The following is a 22,386-nucleotide window of genomic DNA, read 5'->3' on the forward strand; positions in this document are numbered from 1 at the left end:
AAAAACGGGGTTTGTTATACAATTAATCAAAGGTTTTTGAGCATACGCGGATTAAGGGGTAATTTTGTATCTTGTAAATATAGGCATGGGCAGGAAGTTAGTTTTATGGCTTATTGTTTTAACCCTTACCACTGGGGTAAAAGCAAATATTGACAGCCTGAAAAAGGTATTGGGTACCCCAATGCCTGATTCTTCGCTTACCAATACTTATTTATCGTTGGGCAAGGCGTACATGAACATTAGCCCCGATAGCGCATTAACCTATGTTTTGATGGCCTATGAAAATGCCAAAAAGGCCAACGACCTTGAGAAGCTGGCGAGCGCTGCAAACATTACAGGTGTTGTTTACTTAAACAAAGGCCAATACGACAAAGCTCTTTTGTACCATCTTGAGGCATCAAAATTGTTTGAAAAAACCGGTAACAAGCGCGGTGTATCGTTCAGTTACAACAACATTGGTTCTGTAAATTTTCACACGGGCAAATACGACGAGGCATTAACGTATTACAAAAAATCACTCGCTCTTAAACTTGAGCTTAATCTGGAAAAAGAGGTAAGCAGTACGTATGTGAACCTTGGCAATATTTTCATGAAAAAGAATGCTTACGATAGTTGTATTTACTACTATTTGCAGGCACTGGGGAACTCACGAAAAAACAAAGACTTGTACAACGAATCGGTATCGTTGATGAATTTGGGCGAGGTTTACTACGACACTAAGAACTACCCGATGGCTTTGAATTATTACCACGAAGCACTGGCAATAAATGAAGCTCGCAACGATTTGTACCATCAAGCCAATTGCTATTACGCAATGGGCAAAATATATACTGAAACAAAGTTGTACGGGCAGGCTGAAACAAACTTGAAAAAGGCATACAGCATAGCATCAAAGGGGGATATGAAACCCATGATGATGAACATTTTTTCATTCTTTTCAAAACTGTATGAGGCTACGGGTGATGCCCAGCAAGCATTGGCATACTACAAAAAATACCACGCCCTTAACGATACGCTTTTCAATATTGAAAAGGCAAACCGTATTGAGGAATTGAAAGCAGGCTATGAAAGCGAACTAAAAGACCAAAAAATTAAGGAGTTAAACCTTGATATGCTAATGGCCGAGCAAAGTGCTAAGCAAAACAAACTGTTTAGAAACCTGCTGATTGTTGCATTTCTTTTGGCCGGAGTTACCATTGGGGTTTTGTACCGAAACATCAGATTGAAGCAAAAAACCAACCGCTTGTTGCTTGAAAAAAACAAGCAAATTGAGGTGCATCAACAGGAAATTGAAGAGAAAAACCAAGCCCTTGCCCGCTATAACAAAGAGTTGATGACCGAAAACATCAGTGTGAAGTATGAGGTATTGAAAAGCAAAATAAACCCTCACTTCCTGTTCAACTCTTTAAGCACACTTTCAACACTAATCATCAAAGACCAACGAACAGCCATAGATTTTGTGGGACGGTTTTCTAAACTATACCGCAGCATACTAAAATCAGGCGATAACAAAGTGGTTTCGCTGGCAGAAGAACTGGAAATAGCCGGCCATTATTTGTACATGCAAAAAATGCGGTTTGGAACAAACTTATCTGTAGAGATTAATGTGCCCCAAACTATGATGCGTAACTGTGTTCCGCCTTTTACGCTGCAATTATTGATAGAGAATGCGATTAAACACAATATTATCTCAGAAGAAAACAGTTTATCTATTGAGATAAAATATGAAGCTGGAAATATTGTAATAAGTAATAACTTGCAGGTGAAACCCCTGAAAGAACCATCAACGGGTATAGGCTTACAAAACATTACCGACCGCTACCGCTTGCTGGAAACCCAACCCCCTGTATTTGGTGTTGAAAACGGTTATTATGTAGCCCGAATACCGCTTTTAAAACCTGAGTTTGCTGCATGAACTGCGCTATAATTGAAGACGAACAACACGCCGCTACCCACCTAGAGTATTTGCTTTCGCAATGTACGCAAGAAGTTCAGGTACAAGCACGTCTGGGCACAGTGAAATCGGCTTACCAATGGCTGCAAAGCAATGAGCCCGACATTATTTTTCTGGATGTACAACTGGGCGACGATTTAGGCTTTAGCATTTTTGAGAATATGCAGGTAACCACACCTGTTATCTTCACCACGTCGTACGAAGAATATGCCATTAAAGCGTTTGAGCTAAACAGCATTGCCTATTTGCTTAAGCCAGTGCTACTGGATGAATTGCAAGCCTCATTAAATAAATACGACAGCTTGGTGCAGCAACCCAAGTCGTACGAAAACTTAAGCCGTATTCACACACCCTACCAAAAACGGTTCTTGGTACAATCGGGAAAAGAAATCATATCACTGCTTGCCGATGATATTGCCTATTTTTTTGTGCAAAACCGCCACTTGATTATTGCCACGCTGGATGGCAAAAAGTATTTGTTTGACGGCAGCCTTGACGCTATGGAAATGCGTGTTGACCCTGAGAACTTCTTCCGCATAAACCGCCAGTTTATTGTATCGTTTAATGCTATTGAGAAAATGTTTAACCACACGCGCGGCAGGGTGAAATTAATTACCCGCCCGTTATCAAAAGAAGAGATGGTGGTGAGCATTGATAGGGCTGCGGAGTTTAAAGATTGGTTAAATCGATAACCTCTTTTACAATTTCAAGCACAAAAAAAACACTTTCGCGTTAATACGCAACGCTTTAGTAGTTTTTGCTGCAACATTTTGTGTGTTGTAAGCTATCTATGTTGATTAAACAAGGCTTAGGATATGAAACGTTCATTACAGTTTTTAGCAATTTTAATTCTGCTGATCCTTTCACACACAAGGACAGAGGCACAGACCAACTCCATTGAGTTGAAAAGCGGTTCGGGAAGCCTTATAAGTTCCCACAACTCCGTGTCGGCAGCGATTGCCGCAATTCCTTCTACAATTACACAAGCATACGTAATTGAAATTACCACCGCCTATACAGGCGCCAACGAAACTTTTCCTATTACGTTTCCTGCTAAATCAGGCGCAAGCGCAAGCAACACAATTACGTTGCGTCCGGCAAGTAACGTTACCAGTGCTACAATAACAACATCAGGAGCAACATCGTTAATGGAACTTAAGGATGGTGATTATGTGATTGTTGATGGGCGTCCCGGTGGCACAGGCACAACAAAAGCCTTAACGCTGGCGCAAACCAATACAGGAGCATATTCGGCTGTATCATTTGTTGACGGTGCTACAAATAACATATTGAGGTATTTGAACATTTCACAGGCTTCTACCTCAAGCACAGGACGAAGTATTTATTTTTTCACCTCAGCATCAAACTCTTCAGGTAACTCAGATAACAGGGTAGAATTTTGTAAAGTTACAGGAGGTCGCTATATCGTTCAATTAGGTGGAACTGCTGCAAACCCTAACCGTAGAAACACTTTATATGGTAATGAGTTTTTGAACCAAACCTATGCCGGCATATATGGAACCAGCACCGCAAACCAAATGTTTGTAGTGGATTCTAACTCGTTCCACATGACCACTCCCACGACTTCTACTTCTATTTCTTCGGGCATCTACATCACTTCGTACTCTGATACTATTATCGTTACCCGTAACAAGTTTTATGACATAACGCTAACGGGTAGTAACGACTGTGATATACACGGTGTGTACATATCTGCAACTGCCGGAATGGTAGCAAACATAACTAACAACATTATTGCATTTGATGGAAACCCAGGCTCTACAGCCACCTACGGAATTTCATTAGTAGGTAGCGGTGCAAGCAATGTAAAAGCATATTACAACTCTATACGTATAGGTGGCACATTAACCACGGGCGGAACGAGCGGCAACGTGCTTTCGGCTTGTATAAACAAAACCAATACAAGTACCACTGGCGTATATGATTTTAGAAATAACATTTTGGCAAATATGCGTACCGGCGGAATTAGTGGCGGACAACACCTTCCCTTTTCAGCTACCAGTGCCAACGGTATTATTGCTGCAATGGACTATAACGTGTATAACTCTGCTTCGGGGCTTATCAGCCGACTAGGCACAGCTACCAGCAACTCCATTGCATCTCACCAAGCATTATTTACTTCAGGTATAGATGATAACGCCAACGATTATCCTGTTTTCTTTACTTCTAATACTGATTTGCACTTAACAGGTACATCACTTGGAAACTCCGATCTTAAAGCTCAAGTTATATCAAGCGTAACCAATGATATTGACAATAACCCTCGTGGTGCTTCAACATACAGGGGAGCTGATGATAACCCTGCATATCCTATACTAGGTCTTAAAAATGACATTGGTATTGTTAGTATAGACCAACCCGCTGCGGGCAGCTGTGCTACAACACAAACGGTTAAAGTTACTGCTAAAAACTTTGGCATTAACCAAGTTGACACCTTTACTGTAAACTGGAGCATTAACGGTAGTTTGCAAACTCCTGTTACATTTTACCAGCTGCTAGATACTGTTTTAGGCTCAGGGAGTGTAACGCAACAAGTAACCTTGGGTAATTTCTCATCTACTGCCGGAGTAAAATACACCATAAAGGCTTGGACCAGCAGCCCCAACAATGTTAATGACGCCCTAAAAATTAATGACTCTTCAAGCCGTATTTTCTCAATGGCTTTGCAAGCAGGCACTTATACCATTGGTGGCACTACACCTAACTTTGCAACAATAAACGATGCAGTAAATGAGCTAAATACCTATGGTATTTGTGGTCCAGTTGTTTTTGATATCCGCAACGGCACCTACACTGAAAAGCTGGTGTTCAATGAAATTTCAGGAGCCTCTGCAACAAACACAATCACTTTTAAAAGTGAAAGCAACAATAAAACAGCAGTAACCATTAGCTCTGCTGCAAGCACTGTAACTACTGATAACTACACGATTTCATTAGTTGGCACTGACCATATTACATTTAGGGATTTAACGCTTGAACGTAGCGGAACAGGCACATATTCGTCTGTTATCAATATTGATGGAACCGTTGAAAACATTGTAATACGCGACAACAAGTTTGTTGGACCAACTAATATAACTACTGATGCAAACGGTACACGTTCACACGTTTATGCAGGCTCAACCGCTATCACCTCTAATGTGTTAATTTATAACAACGAGATGGTGGGCAACTCAAACGGAGTTTGGCTAAATGTAAACACTACAACCCGATCAACCGGAACTAAAATATACAGCAACACAATTGATGCAAACTATACAGGTGTTTTTGTAGCAGGCCAGAACTATCCTGAGATTTACAAAAACAGAATAGTGCGTGCTGACCAAACCATTAACGTTGAATACTACGGTATAAGCATGAACATTGTTGACAGCGCATACTTTGTATCGCAAAACTTTGTTGAATCTAACAGGGGATATGGTATCCGCTTGCGCGACTGTAATGGTAATGCAGGAAAAGAAGGACAGGTAATCAACAACATGATAACTATGTCGTATGCAGGAACCTCAAGCGTATATGGTATCAGTAATGAAACTTCAGGTTCTTACCAATTGTTTGCTCACAACACTTGTTTGTTAGATGTTGACTACACCTCTACTTCAACTACCACAGGTGGTCGTGGTTTTTACATGCCTGTTGTAACGCTTAACGCTTACAACAAGGTTAGAATATTAAATAACATATTCTACAACAAGTTAGACGGTGTGGCCGCTTGGTATACTCCCAACGGCTTAGCCGCTATTACAGAACTTGACTATAACTTGTATTATACCACAGGCGAAAACCTTGGTTATTTAACCTCAACTTATTACCCTGATTTTGCTTCGTTCCAAACAGCTACAGGAAAGGATGCACATAGCTACAACTTTGCTCCCAACTTTGTTAGCAGCAAAAACCCTCACTTGTTATTCCTTTCACGCTTTGCGTATGGCAAAAACGGATTGAACATTACTAATGATTATGATGGCGATGTGCGTTGTGCATCATTACCTACCATTGGTGCTGATGAATACACTCCATCACTAAGCGCTCCTACAGCTACCTTTATCGGCCCTAACAGCGCTGTTACAGGTGACAGGTCGTACTTCTTGTTTAATGGTAATGCAAACCAAATAGCCATCTACAAATGGTATGTAAACGGTGTGTACGTAAACCAAGGTATTAACTTTATTTACAGTTTCCCAACAGCAGGCAATTATGATATTATGATGGTTGCTGAAAACTGTAGCGGTTTTGACAGTGCACAGGTGAGCTATACCATTGCCGACCCTACACTTGCTCCTACTGCTAACTTCTCATCTGACAGGAATCAGATATACGTTAATGAGAGCATAAAACTTACTGACCTTTCGCTAAACGGACCTACTGCTTGGCATTGGAGCGTAACACCTAATAACGGCACGAATGTTATTTTCTCAGACTCAACGGAGCAAGACCCATCTATTTTGTTTACCGAAGCCGGTAAATATGAAATATGCTTGATTTCTGATAACGCTATAGGTAGCAGTGCGCAACGCTGCCGTACCGCTTACATTGAGGTGTATCCGATTGTAAATATGTGTGCAGAGAAAACCTCAACTTTTGAGCGTGGTAAAATTTATGACGACGGTGGTTCAGCGGCTAACTATGCTGCCAACCAAAACTGTGCATTCTTCATCAACCCATGTGCTTCATCTGTAACCCTGCGTTTTAACCAATGGACCAATACTGATGCTGATGACAAGCTGATTATTTACGACGGTGATACCAGCGATGCTGCTAACATTATTGCTACGATAACCGGAGGTATGACTAACCCCGGCGGAACAACAGGTTTCACTGCAAAATCAGGACATATGTGGTTGCTTTGGAAAACCGATGCAGCTACGCAGTACGCAGGTTTTGAGGCTGAGTGGGAAAGCGTACCTGTGAGCACTAGCCCAACTGTAGCAGGTTTCAATATTCCTGATACGTTGTTTGAAGATTCTCCGTACGATTTTGTAAACACTTCAACCGGAAACGGATTAACCTTCTTCTGGGATTTTGATTACCCTAACTACGAATCGGATAACAACAACAACTACAGCAAACCAAATCCAACCAAAACCTTTGTATTGCCCGGCACATACAATGTTTTGTTGTCATCAACAAACTGTTTAGGTGTTGATTCGTTCTTCAAACAAATTGTGGTTGTTTCTCCAACAACAGCTCCTACACCGGTTGACTTTACAGCCAGCCTTACTAAAGTAAATACTGCCGAAGTAACCCGCCTAACTGACCTTAGCGGACATGGCCCAAGCAACTGGAAATGGGAAATAACCCCATCAAACGGTGTGCAGTTTATTGATGCCGCAACCAGCCGCAACCCCCGCGTAGCGTTTAGCTTTGGCGGTAAATACACTGTTAAACTTGTAGCTTCTAACAGCGTTGGTGCTGATTCTATTGAGAAAATAGACTACATCGAAGTTGTTGAATACTGCCGTCCTAACGTGCTTACTACGAATACCGACGTAACCATTCGCCGTGTGAGATTTGAGCAAATCGACCAATCATCTGATTATGGGGTGAACAAATACAGCGATTTCAGCTCAAACGGCCAAGTAGCACAAGTTGCTGAAGGCGGAGTGTACAACATTAATATTGAACGTAACACAAACAACGAGCGTGTAAACTTTGCTGCTTGGATTGATTTGAACCAAGACGGTGATTTTGAAGATCAAGACGAAGAAGTATTGTTTGACAGTGCTTCAACTGCGCAAATACTAACCGCACCTATTACCATTCCTGCAAGCGGCTTATTAGGCCCAACTCGTATGCGTGTAGCAGTATCAAGGGCAAACCTTACTACACTACCTTGCGGTCCTGTTGTAGTTGGTGAGTACGAAGATTTTAAAGTAAATATTCTACCTGACGATAAAGCTCCTGTGGTAACCATTGTAGGTCCTAACCCTGCAACTGTAGAGGTTGGCTACGGTTACACCGATTCAGGTGCTACTGCTTTTGATAATGTTGACGGTAACATTACCTCAACCATTATGATTGTAGGTAGTGCTGATACCTTAACAGTTGGCGAGTACACCATCAGCTACACTGCAACTGACTCAAGAGGTAATACTACTACGGTAGAACGTAAAGTGAAAATCACTCCCGATGTTACTAAACCTGTGTTTACTAAAAACGGAGATGATACTGTAAAACTTTCTGTATTCTCTCAATACGTTGAGCCCGGCTACAATGCTATTGACAATCCTTTCGGAACAGATTTAACACCTGTTGTAGTAACAACCGGCGCTGTAGATACTGCTAAGGTTGGCACTTATGAGCTAACCTACACCGTTGCTGATGCAAGCGGTAACACTGTACAATTGAAACGTATCATCATTGTTAGTGATACTACAAAACCTGTAATTACACTTAACGGCAATGCAACTATAGACCATAGCGGTAAAACTCCTTATGTGGATGCAGGTGCTTCTGTAGCTGATAACTACGACCCATTTGTACCTTATACCGTAACAGGTAGCGTAAACGTTAACGCTTTAGGCACATATACCTTGGTGTATAAAGCCGTTGACGCCGCAGGTAATGTTGCTGACTCAGTAGTACGCACCATTAATGTGGTTGACAGAATTGCTCCACAAATTACGTTGGTGGGTAGTGATATTGTTCATCTTGCCCGCTGGCAGTCGTACACAGATTCAGGTTATACATTGAGTGATAACTTCTACGACAGCGCACAAGTAACCGTTGAAACACTTGGCAACTGGGTAAACAGCAGTGTTGAAGGCTTGTACTACATCCAATACCGTGCTACGGATTTAAGCGGTAATGTATCACTTAGTGCTAAGCGTGTGATTTATGTGAACGGAACCAACAGTGTGCCTGTGATTGAAGGCGGACAAGTAAGTGTGTATCCTAACCCAAGCAATGGTAACTTTACAGTAGAAGCTACCCAAGCCTTTGGACAAGGTGTAACAATAACTGTTACCAACCTATTAGGTGCTACTGTTTACCAAACACAACCCGAAAGCGGTGCAACAAAAGCACTTATCAACCTTGAAGGAATAAATGCAGGAATCTATTTTGTAAACATCAGCAACGGTAACCGTGTTGAAACTACCAAAATAGTAGTGCGTTAAAAAAAGATATCCTTTTCATTTCCAGTGCATAATGAGAACCTAGTGGCCCCGAAAGGGGCCGCTCTGTTTTATGGGTATCTGATAAACATTATTAGGAGGGTTTTTTTCTACTTTAAAGCCTTTTGCACTAAGTTTGCCCCATAATTTTCTGCTTATAAATGAAACTGCCCCGCAAGCACACCTTACAAGAGGTTGCCCAAATGATAAATGCCCGTTTTGTAGGCCCTGATGATTTTGCCGTTACCGGAATTAATGAGATACACATGGTAGAGGCAGGCGACATTACATTTGTAAACGTAGAAAAATATTACAAAAAGGCACTTACCAGTGCGGCTACTATTGTACTGATAAACAAAGACGTTGAATGTCCCGAAGGCAAAGCTCTATTAATCAGCGACGACCCCTTCCGTGATTATACGTTTTTGTGTAAGCACTTTAGCCCTACTCCTGTTCCTCAAACAAAAGCCTATCACACGGGTAATAATGTAACTATTGGTAAAAACACCATTATACACCCCGGAGTAGCCATTAGCGATAATGTTACCATTGGCGATAATTGTATCATATACCCCAATGTGGTGATTTACCACGATACCATTATTGGCAATAATGTAATTATACACGGCAATGCCACTATTGGCGGTGATGCTTTTTATTACAGCAGCTTTAAGAAAATGCACAGCTGCGGCCGCACCATTTTGCACGACGGTGTTGAAATAGGCTCAGGTACAACTATTGACCGAGGTGTAAGCGGAGATACCATTATAGGCAGCGAAACCAAAATTGACAGTCAGGTTCACATTGGCCACGACACTCATGTAGGCTCACGCTGCATATTTGCTGCACAAGTAGCCATTGCCGGCGTTAGCAAGGTTGAAGACAATGTGGTGCTATGGGGCAAAGTAGGTGTGAACAAAGAAGTAGTGATTGGTAAAGGAGCGGTGGTTTTAGCCTCTTCAGGCGTTAGTAAAAGCCTTGAAGGAGGCAAAGTGTACTATGGCTCCCCTGCTAAAGAAAATCGCCGTATGCTGCGCGAAATGGCCGCCATGGGTCAATTACCCGAGTTGTTGGATAAACTTCACAAATTATAAACCTCGTTTTATCGGCAGGCATTAAAGCAATACCCCGTTAATCTGCCGGAATGTATATTGCAGTATGAAATTTTTCCGCCCCTTATTTCTTTTGGCGTTCCCCCTGTTTTTTAACGCCTGTTTTTTTGGTACTGATGCTGCCGATGACATTAAAGAACTGTTGGATGCATCAAAGCCTAACCCCGAGGTTGAACAACGCTTGGAAAAGAAAAAATACACCGGCGAAAAGAAATACTATTACGAGGACAAGAAAATAAAAACCATTATCCGTTACAAAGACGGAAAGCGCAACGGTGCATCAGTCAATTTTTATAAGGACGGGAATAAATGCGTTGAAACCGAGTTTAAAGACGGGAAGAAAAACGGTAAACTTACATGGTATTTCCAAAACGGTAAGCCGTATCGGGTGATTACTTATGTGAACGATAAGATGCAAGGCTCTTATACAGAGTATCACCACGGCGGTGCGGTAAAGTTTATAGCTCAATTTAACAACGATAATCCCTGCACAGGATACAAAGAGTATGATTACAAGGGTAAAGAAACCGACGACTTGAAAATAAACATTGAGTACACGGGGTATAACCGTGAGGCTGTAAGTTACCGCTACAAGGTTTCTCTAAATCACCCTGTTAAAAATGCGCTGTTTTACATAGGCAAACTGAAAGATGGCAAATGCTATGACGACGCTCTTCTTGAGAATTCGCTGTATAATACCGGCACCGAAGCCACAATTGATGTACCCGTAAAAGCCGGTTACTACTATGAAATACCCGTTTCAATTGTTGCCAAAATTACTACCAATACTAATGTTGATATAGCTTTGCACCGCAATTACACCATCAACACCAAAGATAAATAGAGCGTGTGTTCCCTTTAGGGAGTGAGCACTCTTATATTTGCCTAAAATAAACGCTTTTGAACCCTGAAAAACGCGCAGCTTACCTGCAACTGCACCTCGCAATATTTTTGTGGGGATTTACGGCTATTTTGGGGCGCTGGATAAGCCTGCAAGAAGTCCCATTGGTGTGGTACCGTGTACTGATTACCTGTGTAGGATTACTGTTTGTACCGGGGGTTATTACGGGGCTAAAGACCCTTCAACGCAAAAATGTTTTCATCTTTTTAGGCATCGGATGCCTCACAGCACTGCACTGGGTGGCCTTTTACGGCTCTATAAAGGCAAGTAACGTATCAGTAGCACTCAGCGGATTAGCCACTACCTCGCTGTTTACTTCGTTTATTGAGCCGTTGATATTTAAAAAACGGATACGCCCCACTGAGGTAATACTGGGTTTATTGGTAATAGCAGGTATTTACATCATCTTTAACGGACTTGACGCAGGGTTTCTTATCGGCTTTATTATGGGATTGATTGCAGCCTTTCTTGCGGCTTTATTCTCTACCCTCAACAAAAAGTATATCGACCACGCCGACCCAAAATCGATAACCTTTACTGAGCTGGCGGGTGGTTTTATTTTCCTTTCGCTTTGCTCACCATTGTACCTATGGCTGTTTCCTAATGCTCAACTGATACCTACTGCTTCCGATTGGTTTAACCTGGTTGTATTGGCGTGGCTGTGTACCGCATTTACTATGGTATTGGCATTAAAGGCCATGAAACACCTCTCTGCATTTACAGCAAACCTTGCTCTTAACCTTGAGCCTGTATATGGTATACTGCTGGCTTGGGCCATTTTTGGGGAGAATAAGGAGCTTTCGCCCAATTTTTATTTAGGAGCGATTATCATCATTTTCAGCGTGTTTTTACACCCTGTGTTAGAAAATCCTACGGTAAAGAATAAACTGCGTGCTGTGCTTAAAAAATAAGGCATAGGACTACATCCCCAACTTTGTAGGGTCTTGCTTTAATACGTTACCGAACATATCGTACAAGCGCGGGGTTTCCGATTTAAAATCCGTGGGAGTTTCAAAAAAATGTTCCCCCATAATTGCAAAAAACTCCATTTCGTTCCTAAACGCATAATCACGAAACAACGCCTTCTGTTTCATAGTATCCAGCACTGCATGGTCTTGTATGTGGGTCCGCAGTTTTTTAAATTTATTACTGTCAAACGGGGCTTCACCGTCCATTTGTGTTTGCTGCAAAAAGTAGGCATGGGCAAACTCATGCACACCAAGATTTAAGTTATCCTTCGGGCTGTCAATCCCTTCTTTAAAGTGTTTCCAGCTAAAAGCCAAAACACCGATAGCGTTAGCTTCGCCTTTGTGATACTGGCGGGTAATTTTAGAATAATACTCCTCAGGGTACACCAATATTTGTTTAAAACCGCTTAACTGATAATCCTCTACCCCAAAACTAAATTTGATAGCCGCAGCACCAATCATCATCTTCATATAATACTCCACCTCAATTTCCCTTCCGATAAAGTTTTTTGATTGGACGAATAAAGCCAGCCGCTGCATAAACCGTTGCTGCGATGTATACGGCAGTTGGCGATAAAAAAGATCGTTGTTTAACAACAACTCTTCGTTTTCCTTTATGACTTTAACATCGCTTTTAAAACGGTCTTCGGCGGCTTCCTCTGCAATTGTTTCGGTGTAGGCACTGCGTATATACACAAAAAAAATAACGCCTATAACTATGATAATTATTACTATGTCCAACTATTCAGGGCTTTCCTCCAAAGATAAAAAAGAGGGGCACTCTAACACTTTATTTTAAAAAGTTTTCGATAAGGTTATCGTAACAGTGTTATTGTACCGTTTTCAATGCTGCGGCGGGGAGCTTGTCTTTCGCCAATGTAATCTACCAACAGCAGCCAAGTATAAACACCATCAGGCAATGGAGCACCTTTAAAGCTACCGTCCCACCCTTTTGACAAGTCTGTGGTTTCAAACACCAGCTCACCCCAACGGCTGTATATTTTCAAATCCATTCCCACTGCGTTGTGTAAATACGGCATAAAAAAATCATTTACTCCGTCCCCGTTTGGGGTAAATGCAGTCGGAGTAACCCCATAATAGCAATCTTTTGCTAAAATGGTTTTTTCAATAGTATCACAAATATGATATATCATCACGTGGTATTTTCCCGTGTCGGTTACCATATAGGTGGGTGATGTGCTACCGTCGTGCCACAAGTAGCTTGCATCAGGAATAGCAACGTTTAGTGTAATAGGCTCTTTGAAGCAACTAACATCACTTACTGTAGCAGGAAAACTAGGTTGGGGGTACACTTTAAAGTATTGCACCGAATGGGAGGTACAGCCATTAACAGTCACCGTATATCTCACGCTATCATTACCTGCTTTTGTTGGCACCAATACATTTCCTTTTACATTAGTACCGCTAAACACTCCGCCCGGCACTGTAGGAATTAACACCACATCGCCTGCTTTAACACAATAGAAGGAGTTCATGGCTGTAAAATCAGCAATCGGGTCTGCATAAACCGTTACAGAATCAGAAGTAGAATCAACACATCCTTCCTGCGAAGTGATGATTAATGTAGCTGCACTTTTACCTGAAACAAGAAACTTTACTTGTTTAGCATCAACAGTGTTTGCTTGCCATCCGCCTGTAAACTGCCAACGGTTGGTATAAGTTCCTGCAACTATGCTTGACGTATTTGTAAAATCAAATTGCTGAACACTGAAGCATTGTTCCTTTTTGTTAATTGTAAATGAAGCTTGCGGTTTAGGGCTTACTGTGACAAAAAGTAACGTATCATCATCACAACCGTTTAGCGATGCTGCATACTTAACGGTGTCTAACCCGAGGATTTTTGGGGTATAGATATTACCCGACACATTTTTACCCGAAAACACCCCGCCTTGTGGCCCTGCCACCAACGTATGTGGGGGTGGTGTTGACGTTACACAGTACTGGCTTTTAAGCCCCACAGTAGGCAAACTTAAATCAGGTTGAGGCTTTACCCGCACTGTGCCTTGTGTTGTATCCGTACAACCCGACGCCGTGTCTTGTACCACCAGCTTAACCGTAAACAACCCTGTATCGGCAAATTTTTTGCCTGACAAGTCTACACTAGTGTAGGTTGTTGAATCTGATAACAACCAATAAGTATTGTGTTTGTTGGGATTGGTTGTTTGGTTAGTAAAATCATACTGTTGTGCCTTGAAACACTGCACTGCCGTATTTATTTTAAGTACTGCCTTTGGCCTTTGGGCTACAGTGGTGTAGATAAGTGTATCATCCTCACAACCTTCCACCGACACATAGTACATAATAGTATCAGGCCCCAATATTTTTGGGGTGTAGATGTTACCCGATACATTTTTACCAAAAAACATACCCCCTTGGGGCCCGGGCACTAAGGTATAGGGAGTTGGTGTTGCCCCTACACAAAATGTGCTGCTGAAATTAACCAACGAAACACCCAAGTCTGGCTCGGGTTTCACCCGTACGGTCATTTGGCCAGTATCTTTACAGCCCATCACCGTATCGTGCAGCATTAGTTTAACTACATAGTTTCCGGTATCGTTAAACTTCTTTCCCACTATATCCATACTACTATAAGATGTAGCATCTGATATTTGCCAATTGGGTATAAAGTTGTTTCTATTGGGTGTGTTATTTGTAAAGTTATATATATGCCCCTTCGCACACTGGTTGGTGTCATTCACAACTATTATAGGCGCTGTAGGCACAACATAAATACTTAAAGCTTTTACTGCCTGACCCGGCATTGGACAAGAATTATCGTTGGCGGTAACTGTAAAATAATGCGGGTCGACACGCCCGTCGGCAGATTTAGGCGTCCAGCACAACTGACCAGCCTGTTGCTTGGGATTTGAACCCGGAAACTTAGTAAATATAGCATTGGGTATACCACTGTTCCAGTCTAAGAATACAGAATCGGTTGCAGTACTGTCAAAAGTGGTAATATTTATACATACTTGCTGTCCCGGACAAGTTGTGTCTTGTGTCGCTGTAATTTTCGGCGGAGTATTGTTGTTACAGTTAATTATACTCATCTGCATATCTCGCCGAGTAATGCCCACTACCCTCAACACTCCATTTACTTTACGCCATTCGGTAACCTGAAGCACTAATACCGTTACTTGATTTAGCAGCGTGGGTCTAAAATTAAGATTACCTGTTGACGAATCAAGATGAAAGCCACTTGGCGAAGGCAATGTTGCATCGGGAAAACCTAAAAAACGTAATGGTTTTTGTGCTGAATACGGACTGATATACCCTAATGGCGAACCGGCAGCTTGTAATGGAGAAACTAAGCTGTAGGTAAGTATATCGTTATCTACTGTATCAAGCGCGCCGTTATTAAATACAAAATCTGTATTTACACACACCAATGCTGCTGCAGGTGTAGTAAATATGGGTGAACTATTACAACTTATATCCGTAAAAATGCTTGCTTCTGTATAAAATGTTTCATCGGCTGCACCCGTGGTAATTGATTTGTTTCTTGCATTCTGCGTCCAACTCACTATTAATTCATTGCACACAGATTTTGAACTGGAAACATCTACTATCCCGGTATAAATGTGCTGTTCAATACCGTAAGGATAGTTCCCGCCCTTACACTTGCTACTAAATGATGAAGGGCAATTTCGGCCTATCCCAGTAATATCAGTAACGCTTTCCTTTCTCACCATCACTGTTGTGGTCCACGTTGAATTCTTACATTTCACAGGAAGGTTAAACGTAACACCTAGAGTAGTCCCGCCACAATCTCTGTAAACAGTAAGAGTAATTTTATATCTATTATTTCCTAAGCATTGATAAGTAATATCACTGCCCATTAAGTGGCTTGCCTTTAAAGACGGAATGAAAGAAAAGAAAATACCAAGAAACAGTATTGCGTTAAACAACGATATGTGAATTCTCCTTTTAGCTAAATTGATCATAACGCAACTACCTTTTGCAAAGATGCGGATTACATGTAAAAACGTTGTCAACCAAACAAATAATAATGTTTTAATAACACTATTAATGCCCCGATGTCCCGTTGTTAGCTAAACGAAGAGAAAAGATATAAGTATGTAACCGTTGCTGTTTTTACAACAAAGTTTTGATAATATCCTCTGCTGAAAGACCTTCTGCTTCGGCTTTGTAGTTTTTAACGATACGGTGGCGCAATATGGGCTCTGCAACAGCTTGCACATCTTCCATATCAGGCGAATATTTGCCGCGGAAAAGCGCATGGCATTTTGCTCCCATTACCAAATACTGACTGGCACGGGGCCCTGCTCCGTATTCAAGGTATTGCTTCACATAATCCGATGCTGTGGTTGATGAGGGGCGTGTTTTTGCAGCCAATTTCACAGCATACTCAATTACGTTATCGGGCACGGGCACTTTACGCACCAGCTTTTGGAAATATTGTACCTCGGCAGCACTGATGATTTTACCTGCTTTTGAATCGTTATCGCTGGTAGTACTTTTTACAACATCAATTTCTTCTTGCAACGATGGGTAATCCAACACAATATTGAACATAAAACGGTCAAGCTGTGCTTCGGGCAAGGGATAAGTACCCTCCTGCTCAATAGGGTTTTGGGTTGCCAGTACAAAAAACGGCTTATCCAACACGTGCATCTGGCCGGCGGCGGTAACGTTTTTCTCTTGCATCGCCTCCAGTAACGCCGCCTGTGTTTTGGGCGGAGTACGGTTTATCTCATCCGCAAGGATAATATTGGCAAATATGGGTCCGCGAATAAATTTAAAATGACGGCTCTCGTCCAAAATCTCACTGCCCGTAATATCGCTGGGCATCAAATCAGGTGTAAACTGTATGCGGTTAAAGCTCAAATCCATTACATCGGCAATGGTTTTTACCAACAGGGTTTTTGCCAAACCGGGCACACCTACCAACAAACAGTGTCCATTACAAAACATGCTTATCAGCACGTTCTCAATCACTTTGTCCTGCCCCACAATCACATTGTGTATTTCAGATTTAAGGTTTTTTATAATGCCGGTAAAGGCATCAGCAGCTTCAACATCGTTCTTGTATTCTACCATTTGGCGGTGCTTGAGTTTGTTGGGTTAAAGGGTTACTGCCTGCATTATTTTTTTACCCAATGTTGCAGGGTAGGATGCTCGGCATATTTATCAACTATTTTTATGTAGTATTCTTTTTTGTTTTTGAAAATCCATTTTTCAAGCGCTTCGGCTTTTTTAGCTTCTAGCGCAGCATTCTGTATTTTCAGCCAATCTTTATCTAGGTCGGCAATGTGTGGTTCAGTTTCAGCAATCAGGTAAAACAGCTTGTAGCATTCTTTACCGTCTTGTTGTTTGCTATATACAGGACCGTAATAATCGCCCGCTTTCATTTTTCCAACGGCATCAAAAGCATCCTTATCCAACTCGGCAAGCGTTACTTTAAAGTTGCCCATTTGGTCGCTTATTTTACCTCCGTTTGATGAGGTGCGTTCGTCGTCAGAATATTTCTTAGCAGCGTCTTCAAACGTTATACTCTGCGCCTGAATTGAGGTTAAAAGAGTATCTAATACGTTCTTCTGCAACTGCAAATCAGCCGCTACAGTTTTAGGCATTTTAAGAATATGGCGCGCATTTACGCGCTCGCCCCTGCGCTCAATCAGCTTCAGAATATGGTAACCAAACGAGGTTTCTATAATCTTAGAAATAGTATCGGGTTTTAATTTAAAAGCAGCAGCCTCAAACTCGGGAACCATTTGTCCGCGACCAAAGAACCCTAATTCACCACCCCGCGCTGCCGACATAGGGTCGTCTGATTCACTAATGGCAGTTATTGCAAAGTCTCCTCCGTCTAAAATTTCCTGACGTATGCGCTCAATTTTCATGCGGGCATAGTCTTTTTCGGCTTGGGTAACTTTAGGAAACCTAACGATTTGTGCAAGTGTAACCTCTGCATTTATCTGAGGCAAACTGTCTTTGGGTATATCGCCGTAGTACTTAATAACTTCTGAAGGGGTAATTTTAACATCCTTCAGAATCTTTTGCTGCAATTCATTCACCAGCATTTCTTCGTACAAACGGGCACGGGTTTGTGCTTTAAACTCTTCGATTGACTTACCGATGTATTTTATAAAATCATCCTCGCCACCCGGAAACTGAGCCAATATATAGGCCATACGGCGTTCAATTTCTCCATCTACCCTTTCAGGAGCAATCACAACACTATCCAACTGAGCTTTGTACAAAAGTATTTTTTTTGCAATCAGCGAGTTTAGTATCTGGTAGCGGTCTTCTTCTTTAAACTGAACCCCCGATTGTTCTTCTAAGGTGGCAAACTCCTTATCAATATCCGACCTTAAGATGTAGTTATCGCCCACAATGGCTACAATTTCATCCAATATGCGCCCGTCGGTCTCAGGCTGTGCCCAAAGGCCGCCCACCGTCAAAAAAAGCACTACGGTAGCTATGAATGTTTTTATCATGGGTTTAGGGTTAATATGCTTTGCTGCTTTCAAAGTAAATAGCTGTATGTAATTTGTTGTATAAAATTATGCCGGATGTTTGCTATAAACGATAAACACACCCGTTTTGGTTTGTTGTTGCTGTTTTAATTTTACAGTTTACCCCGCTTTGGCCTTTTTACAGTACCAAAGCGGGGTAGTATTATAATCCCTAAAAGGGATGTATATATCCCTTAGCGGGTTATGCTGTTTAAAAACTTATCAAAGTTTGCTTGGTTAATGGTAACAGGGTATTGTTGTTTCAATTCCTCAATCCATTGCTTTTCAAGCATATTCTGATACTCGCTGGTAATGGGGCCGCGCACTTCGCTTAGTGCTTTAGGCTGTGATTTCAATACTGATTTAATTACTACAAAATAGTATTTACCGTCTTTTTCAACCATGTACTTGCCTTTTTTCCATTTCACCAACTCAGTTACAAAGTGCTCGCCGTGTTGAAATTTACCGGTTTTAATAGCAAGGCTCAACGGGTCAATTTCATGTGCCATGCGCGATATGGTGGTATCGGCATATTTCTTTTTCACCCATTTTTTCACCTTGTTAGCTACATCTTCGGTTTTGCATTCGTAAATCGAAGCCTCAATGCGGTCTTTCCACATGTACTTGGTTTTGTTAGCCTCGTAGTATTCTTTCAAACCGGTAGTATCGGTAATACCTTTGTTCCACACTTTCTTTTCCGAAAGGTTAAACAGTAATATCCCATCGTGGTATTCTTGTACCAGATATTTGTATTTATCAAACTTGGCATCCAAGTTGTTTTCTTCGTATTGCCATACAAATTGCTCTACAAAACTATTGTAAAGGTTCTCAATGGTCATTTTCAAATCGGCATTAGCCAAGGGTTGTTGGTTAACTGCAACAAACTTTGAAAAATCATTCAATATGTATTTTTTGTTGCCAATGCTAAATAACTCAGTATTGCCATTAGCCAAATCAACGTGTTCGTATTTACCGCGGAGGATGGCCGAATCGCCACGAGCTATAAAGCCTGTCAATACGTTTTTATCTTCCTTAAAGCTGTATTCTTTTTTAATTCTCTCAATAACAGCAAGGCGGCTAAGTGTATAACGCTCGTCGCGTGGGTTTGATATTTTGCGTTTAATATCGTTGTACAAGCTGTCAAGCGGCTTCAAATCTTCGGTACCCAGCCTTTTTAGCAAATGCCATCCGTATTGGGTTTTTACGCTTTGGCTTACATCACCATCTTTTTTAAGTGAATAGGCTACGCTTTTAAATTCTTCGGGGAAACCACGGTCGGTGCTAGATAGGTAACCCAACTCACCACCACGTGCCCTTGTGTTAATGTCTTCGCTGTACTCGTTAGCCATAGCCTCAAATGTGCTGCGACCTGAGTTGATTTCAGAAGCTATTGAATCCAGCTTTTGTTTTAAGCGCAATATTTCGTCGTCCTTAGGCTCTTGCGAAAGGCGCAACATAATGTGGGCTAAGTGTATTTTATGACGTGCCGGACGTTTGTCCCACACTTTAATGATGTGGTAACCGAACTGGGTACGGAAAGGACCGTAAACCTCGCCTACTTTGGTATTGAATGCCGCTTTTTCAAACGGATAAATCATATCAAAAGCAGTAAAGTAGCCCAAATCGCCAAGGTTGGTTTTTGCCGATTCATCCTCTGAGTATTTTTTTGCTACTGAATCAAATGGTTCGCTTTTTAGTTTGGCTTTAAACTCAAGCGCACGATTCCAAGCTACAATGGTATCTTTTGGCAACGCTTCAGGGTTTAAGGCAACCATTATATGGCTGGCCCTCACCTCTTGCTTCATGTAGCTGTAAGCCTCTTGTATCAGCATATCATTAGCTGATGTATCCACCATGTATGGTTGGGCTAATTGTTTTTTGTACTGTGCCATTTCGGCTACAAAGTCTGAGGCAGTATCCATGCCCAAATCTTTGGCTTGCTGTACCTTCAGTTTAAAGTTTACAAACAAACCCATGTAATACTTAGCCGTATCGCGGGTGATACTTTCAGCAGGGTTGTTTTTGTAAAACTGACGGGTAAATTCATCCAAATAGGCTTTGTTATTGCCAAATGTGAAAAGCTCTTCGGTTTGGGCGGTGCCAACCTTTGCCAATGCGTTAATTAATAAAAAAACGAGTAGTATCCTTTTCATTCGTGTAAGTGAACTTTAATAGGTAAAGGGCAAAAATATTTATTTTCTGTAATGATGTAAACCCTATTTCGGTAAACATACCGTAAAGGAGTTGTCATCCACAGGTTAATAGACGGCTAACAATGCAATTAGTTGATGGCTTGTACCGATTCTATTTGCGGTACTGCTTTTTTTATACCTTCTTCGATGCCTGCTTTCATCGTCATGTGACTCATTTCACAGCTTTTGCAAGCACCTAAAAGGCGCAGGGTTACGTGTTTATCGTCTTGTATATCCACCAGTTCTACATTGCCGCCATCGGCATTTAAAAACGGGCGCAGGGTTTGCAAAACGTCTTCTATCTTTTGTGCTAATTCGTTGTTCATCACTTCTATTAGGCCGCAATTTACACTTTTTTAGTTTTGGGCAGCGGCATTTGTTTGGGTTTGACTATTGAGTATGGCTATTTGTTGGGCGGCTAACTCGGCAAAACGTGTAAACGCTTGTGCTGTGGGCGCATCCTTGGTTTTTAAAGCAACGCCTTCATCTCCGGCTTCGCGTATGGTTTGCACCAACGGAATTTCGCCCAAGAACGGCAAGCCGTATTCTCGCGCGAGTTGTTTGCCTCCGTCTTGACCGAAAATGTAATATTTTTTGGTTTCATCATCAGGCGGGATGAAGTAAGCCATGTTTTCTACCAGCCCGATAATGGGTAGTGTAATGCCTTGTATGTTGAACATCCCGATGGCTTTGCGGGCATCGGCAAGGGCAACTTCTTGCGGGGTAGTAACAATAACAACACCTGTAACGGGCACTATTTGCGCCATGGTAAGATGTATATCGCCAGTACCGGGGGGAAGGTCGATAATCAAATAATCCAAATCGCCCCAATCAACATCGTTTACAAACTGGCGCATGGCGGATGACACCATCGGCCCTCTCCACACAACGGCTTGGCCGGGTTGTACCATAAACCCGATTGAAAGCAGCTTAACACCGTATTTCTCAATAGGTATCATAATACTGCGCCCGTTTTCTTCACGGCTATCGGGGGCTTGATCGGTGCAACCAAACAAAGTGGGGATTGAAGGCCCGTATATATCAGCATCTAACAAACCTACTTTGGCACCTTGTGCGGCCAATGCAAGAGCTAGGTTTGACGATACGGTTGATTTACCCACGCCACCTTTGCCCGATGCAACGGCGATAATATTTTTAACGGTAGGTAATACACTGGCACCCTCACGCAGGGTTGTAACGCGTGAGCCCATGTTGGCTTCTACCTCGGCATCTTTACTTATAAAGTGTTTTATAGCGTTTATGCAGGCATTTTGTATCAAATCTTTCATTGGGCAGGCAGGTGTGGTAAGCTCTACCGTAAATGATACTTTATTGCCTTCAATGGCAATGTTCTTTACCATGTTCAGCGTCACCAAATCTTTATTCAAATCGGGGTCGTTTACATGGCTAAGTGCAGCCAATACCTGCTGGCGGGTTATTTCGCTCATCTCTCTCAGTTAAAATAGTTAACGTTTAGCTTGCCAAAGCTGTTTAAGCAATTGCGCAAGGGGCTTGCGGAAAACAACGGCAAGAGTGCCCAAAACTCCTATCAGTATGCCTGCTATCAGGTTTTTATTTTGTGCTTTCATACAATACCGCTTGCAAAGGTACTTAAATACTACG

Annotated in this window: 13 protein-coding genes; 6 read left to right on the plus strand and 7 right to left on the minus strand. The window is 41.9% G+C overall.

Translation table 11 applies throughout. The annotated features are described in order from the left end of the window. The first annotated feature begins 85 nt into the window (after positions 1 to 85). The 6 genes from F9K23_14700 (at position 86) to F9K23_14725 (ending at position 12,014) form a co-directional block, all read left to right on the plus strand. Positions 86 to 1,915, plus strand: coding sequence for a tetratricopeptide repeat protein (locus F9K23_14700; protein KAB2914213.1), 1,830 nt, complete (start codon positions 86 to 88; stop codon positions 1,913 to 1,915). Continuing rightward, complete coding sequence (locus F9K23_14705; protein KAB2914214.1) at positions 1,912 to 2,646, plus strand: response regulator transcription factor; 735 nt, start codon at positions 1,912 to 1,914, stop codon at positions 2,644 to 2,646. The genes F9K23_14700 and F9K23_14705 overlap by 4 nt, the downstream gene beginning before the upstream one ends. A gap of 123 nt (positions 2,647 to 2,769) precedes the next feature. Beyond that, positions 2,770 to 9,093 (plus strand): DUF5011 domain-containing protein, encoded by a 6,324-nt coding sequence (locus F9K23_14710; protein KAB2914215.1) that lies wholly within the window; start codon positions 2,770 to 2,772, stop codon positions 9,091 to 9,093. 158 nt (positions 9,094 to 9,251) lie between these two features. After that, positions 9,252 to 10,184 (plus strand): UDP-3-O-(3-hydroxymyristoyl)glucosamine N-acyltransferase, encoded by a 933-nt coding sequence (locus F9K23_14715; protein ID KAB2914216.1) that lies wholly within the window; start codon positions 9,252 to 9,254, stop codon positions 10,182 to 10,184. 64 nt (positions 10,185 to 10,248) lie between these two features. Beyond that, positions 10,249 to 11,046 (plus strand): hypothetical protein, encoded by a 798-nt coding sequence (locus tag F9K23_14720; GenBank protein KAB2914217.1) that lies wholly within the window; start codon positions 10,249 to 10,251, stop codon positions 11,044 to 11,046. Positions 11,047 to 11,102: 56 nt separating this feature from the next. Beyond that, positions 11,103 to 12,014 (plus strand): EamA family transporter, encoded by a 912-nt coding sequence (locus tag F9K23_14725; protein ID KAB2914218.1) that lies wholly within the window; start codon positions 11,103 to 11,105, stop codon positions 12,012 to 12,014. A gap of 9 nt (positions 12,015 to 12,023) precedes the next feature. On the opposite strand, the gene F9K23_14730 is transcribed toward F9K23_14725, so the two are convergent. From F9K23_14730 to F9K23_14760, 7 genes are all read right to left on the minus strand, one after another. After that, on the minus strand, positions 12,024 to 12,812 hold the full coding sequence (locus F9K23_14730; protein KAB2914219.1) for a zinc-dependent peptidase: 789 nt from the start codon (positions 12,810 to 12,812) through the stop codon (positions 12,024 to 12,026). Between the two features lie 74 nt (positions 12,813 to 12,886). Beyond that, a complete protein-coding gene (locus tag F9K23_14735; protein KAB2914220.1) occupies positions 12,887 to 16,036 on the minus strand; it encodes a T9SS type B sorting domain-containing protein in 3,150 nt (1,049 codons plus the stop codon). A gap of 151 nt (positions 16,037 to 16,187) precedes the next feature. Continuing rightward, complete coding sequence (locus F9K23_14740) at positions 16,188 to 17,153, minus strand: AAA domain-containing protein (protein ID KAB2914221.1); 966 nt, start codon at positions 17,151 to 17,153, stop codon at positions 16,188 to 16,190. 44 nt (positions 17,154 to 17,197) lie between these two features. After that, entirely contained in the window at positions 17,198 to 18,553 is a 1,356-nt protein-coding gene (locus F9K23_14745) for a peptidylprolyl isomerase (GenBank protein KAB2914222.1), read from the minus strand. Positions 18,554 to 18,765: 212 nt separating this feature from the next. Beyond that, positions 18,766 to 20,724, minus strand: a complete 1,959-nt coding sequence (locus F9K23_14750; protein ID KAB2914223.1) for a hypothetical protein — start codon at positions 20,722 to 20,724, stop codon at positions 18,766 to 18,768. Positions 20,725 to 20,852: 128 nt separating this feature from the next. Next, a complete protein-coding gene (locus F9K23_14755; protein KAB2914224.1) occupies positions 20,853 to 21,089 on the minus strand; it encodes a NifU family protein in 237 nt (78 codons plus the stop codon). A gap of 30 nt (positions 21,090 to 21,119) precedes the next feature. Then, positions 21,120 to 22,211, minus strand: a complete 1,092-nt coding sequence (locus F9K23_14760; GenBank protein ID KAB2914225.1) for an Mrp/NBP35 family ATP-binding protein — start codon at positions 22,209 to 22,211, stop codon at positions 21,120 to 21,122. Between the last annotated feature and the right edge of the window lie 175 nt (positions 22,212 to 22,386).

This window comes from Bacteroidota bacterium, from assembly GCA_008933805.1.
In the GTDB taxonomy this organism is placed as follows: Bacteria; Bacteroidota; Bacteroidia; order UBA8524; family UBA8524; genus SB11.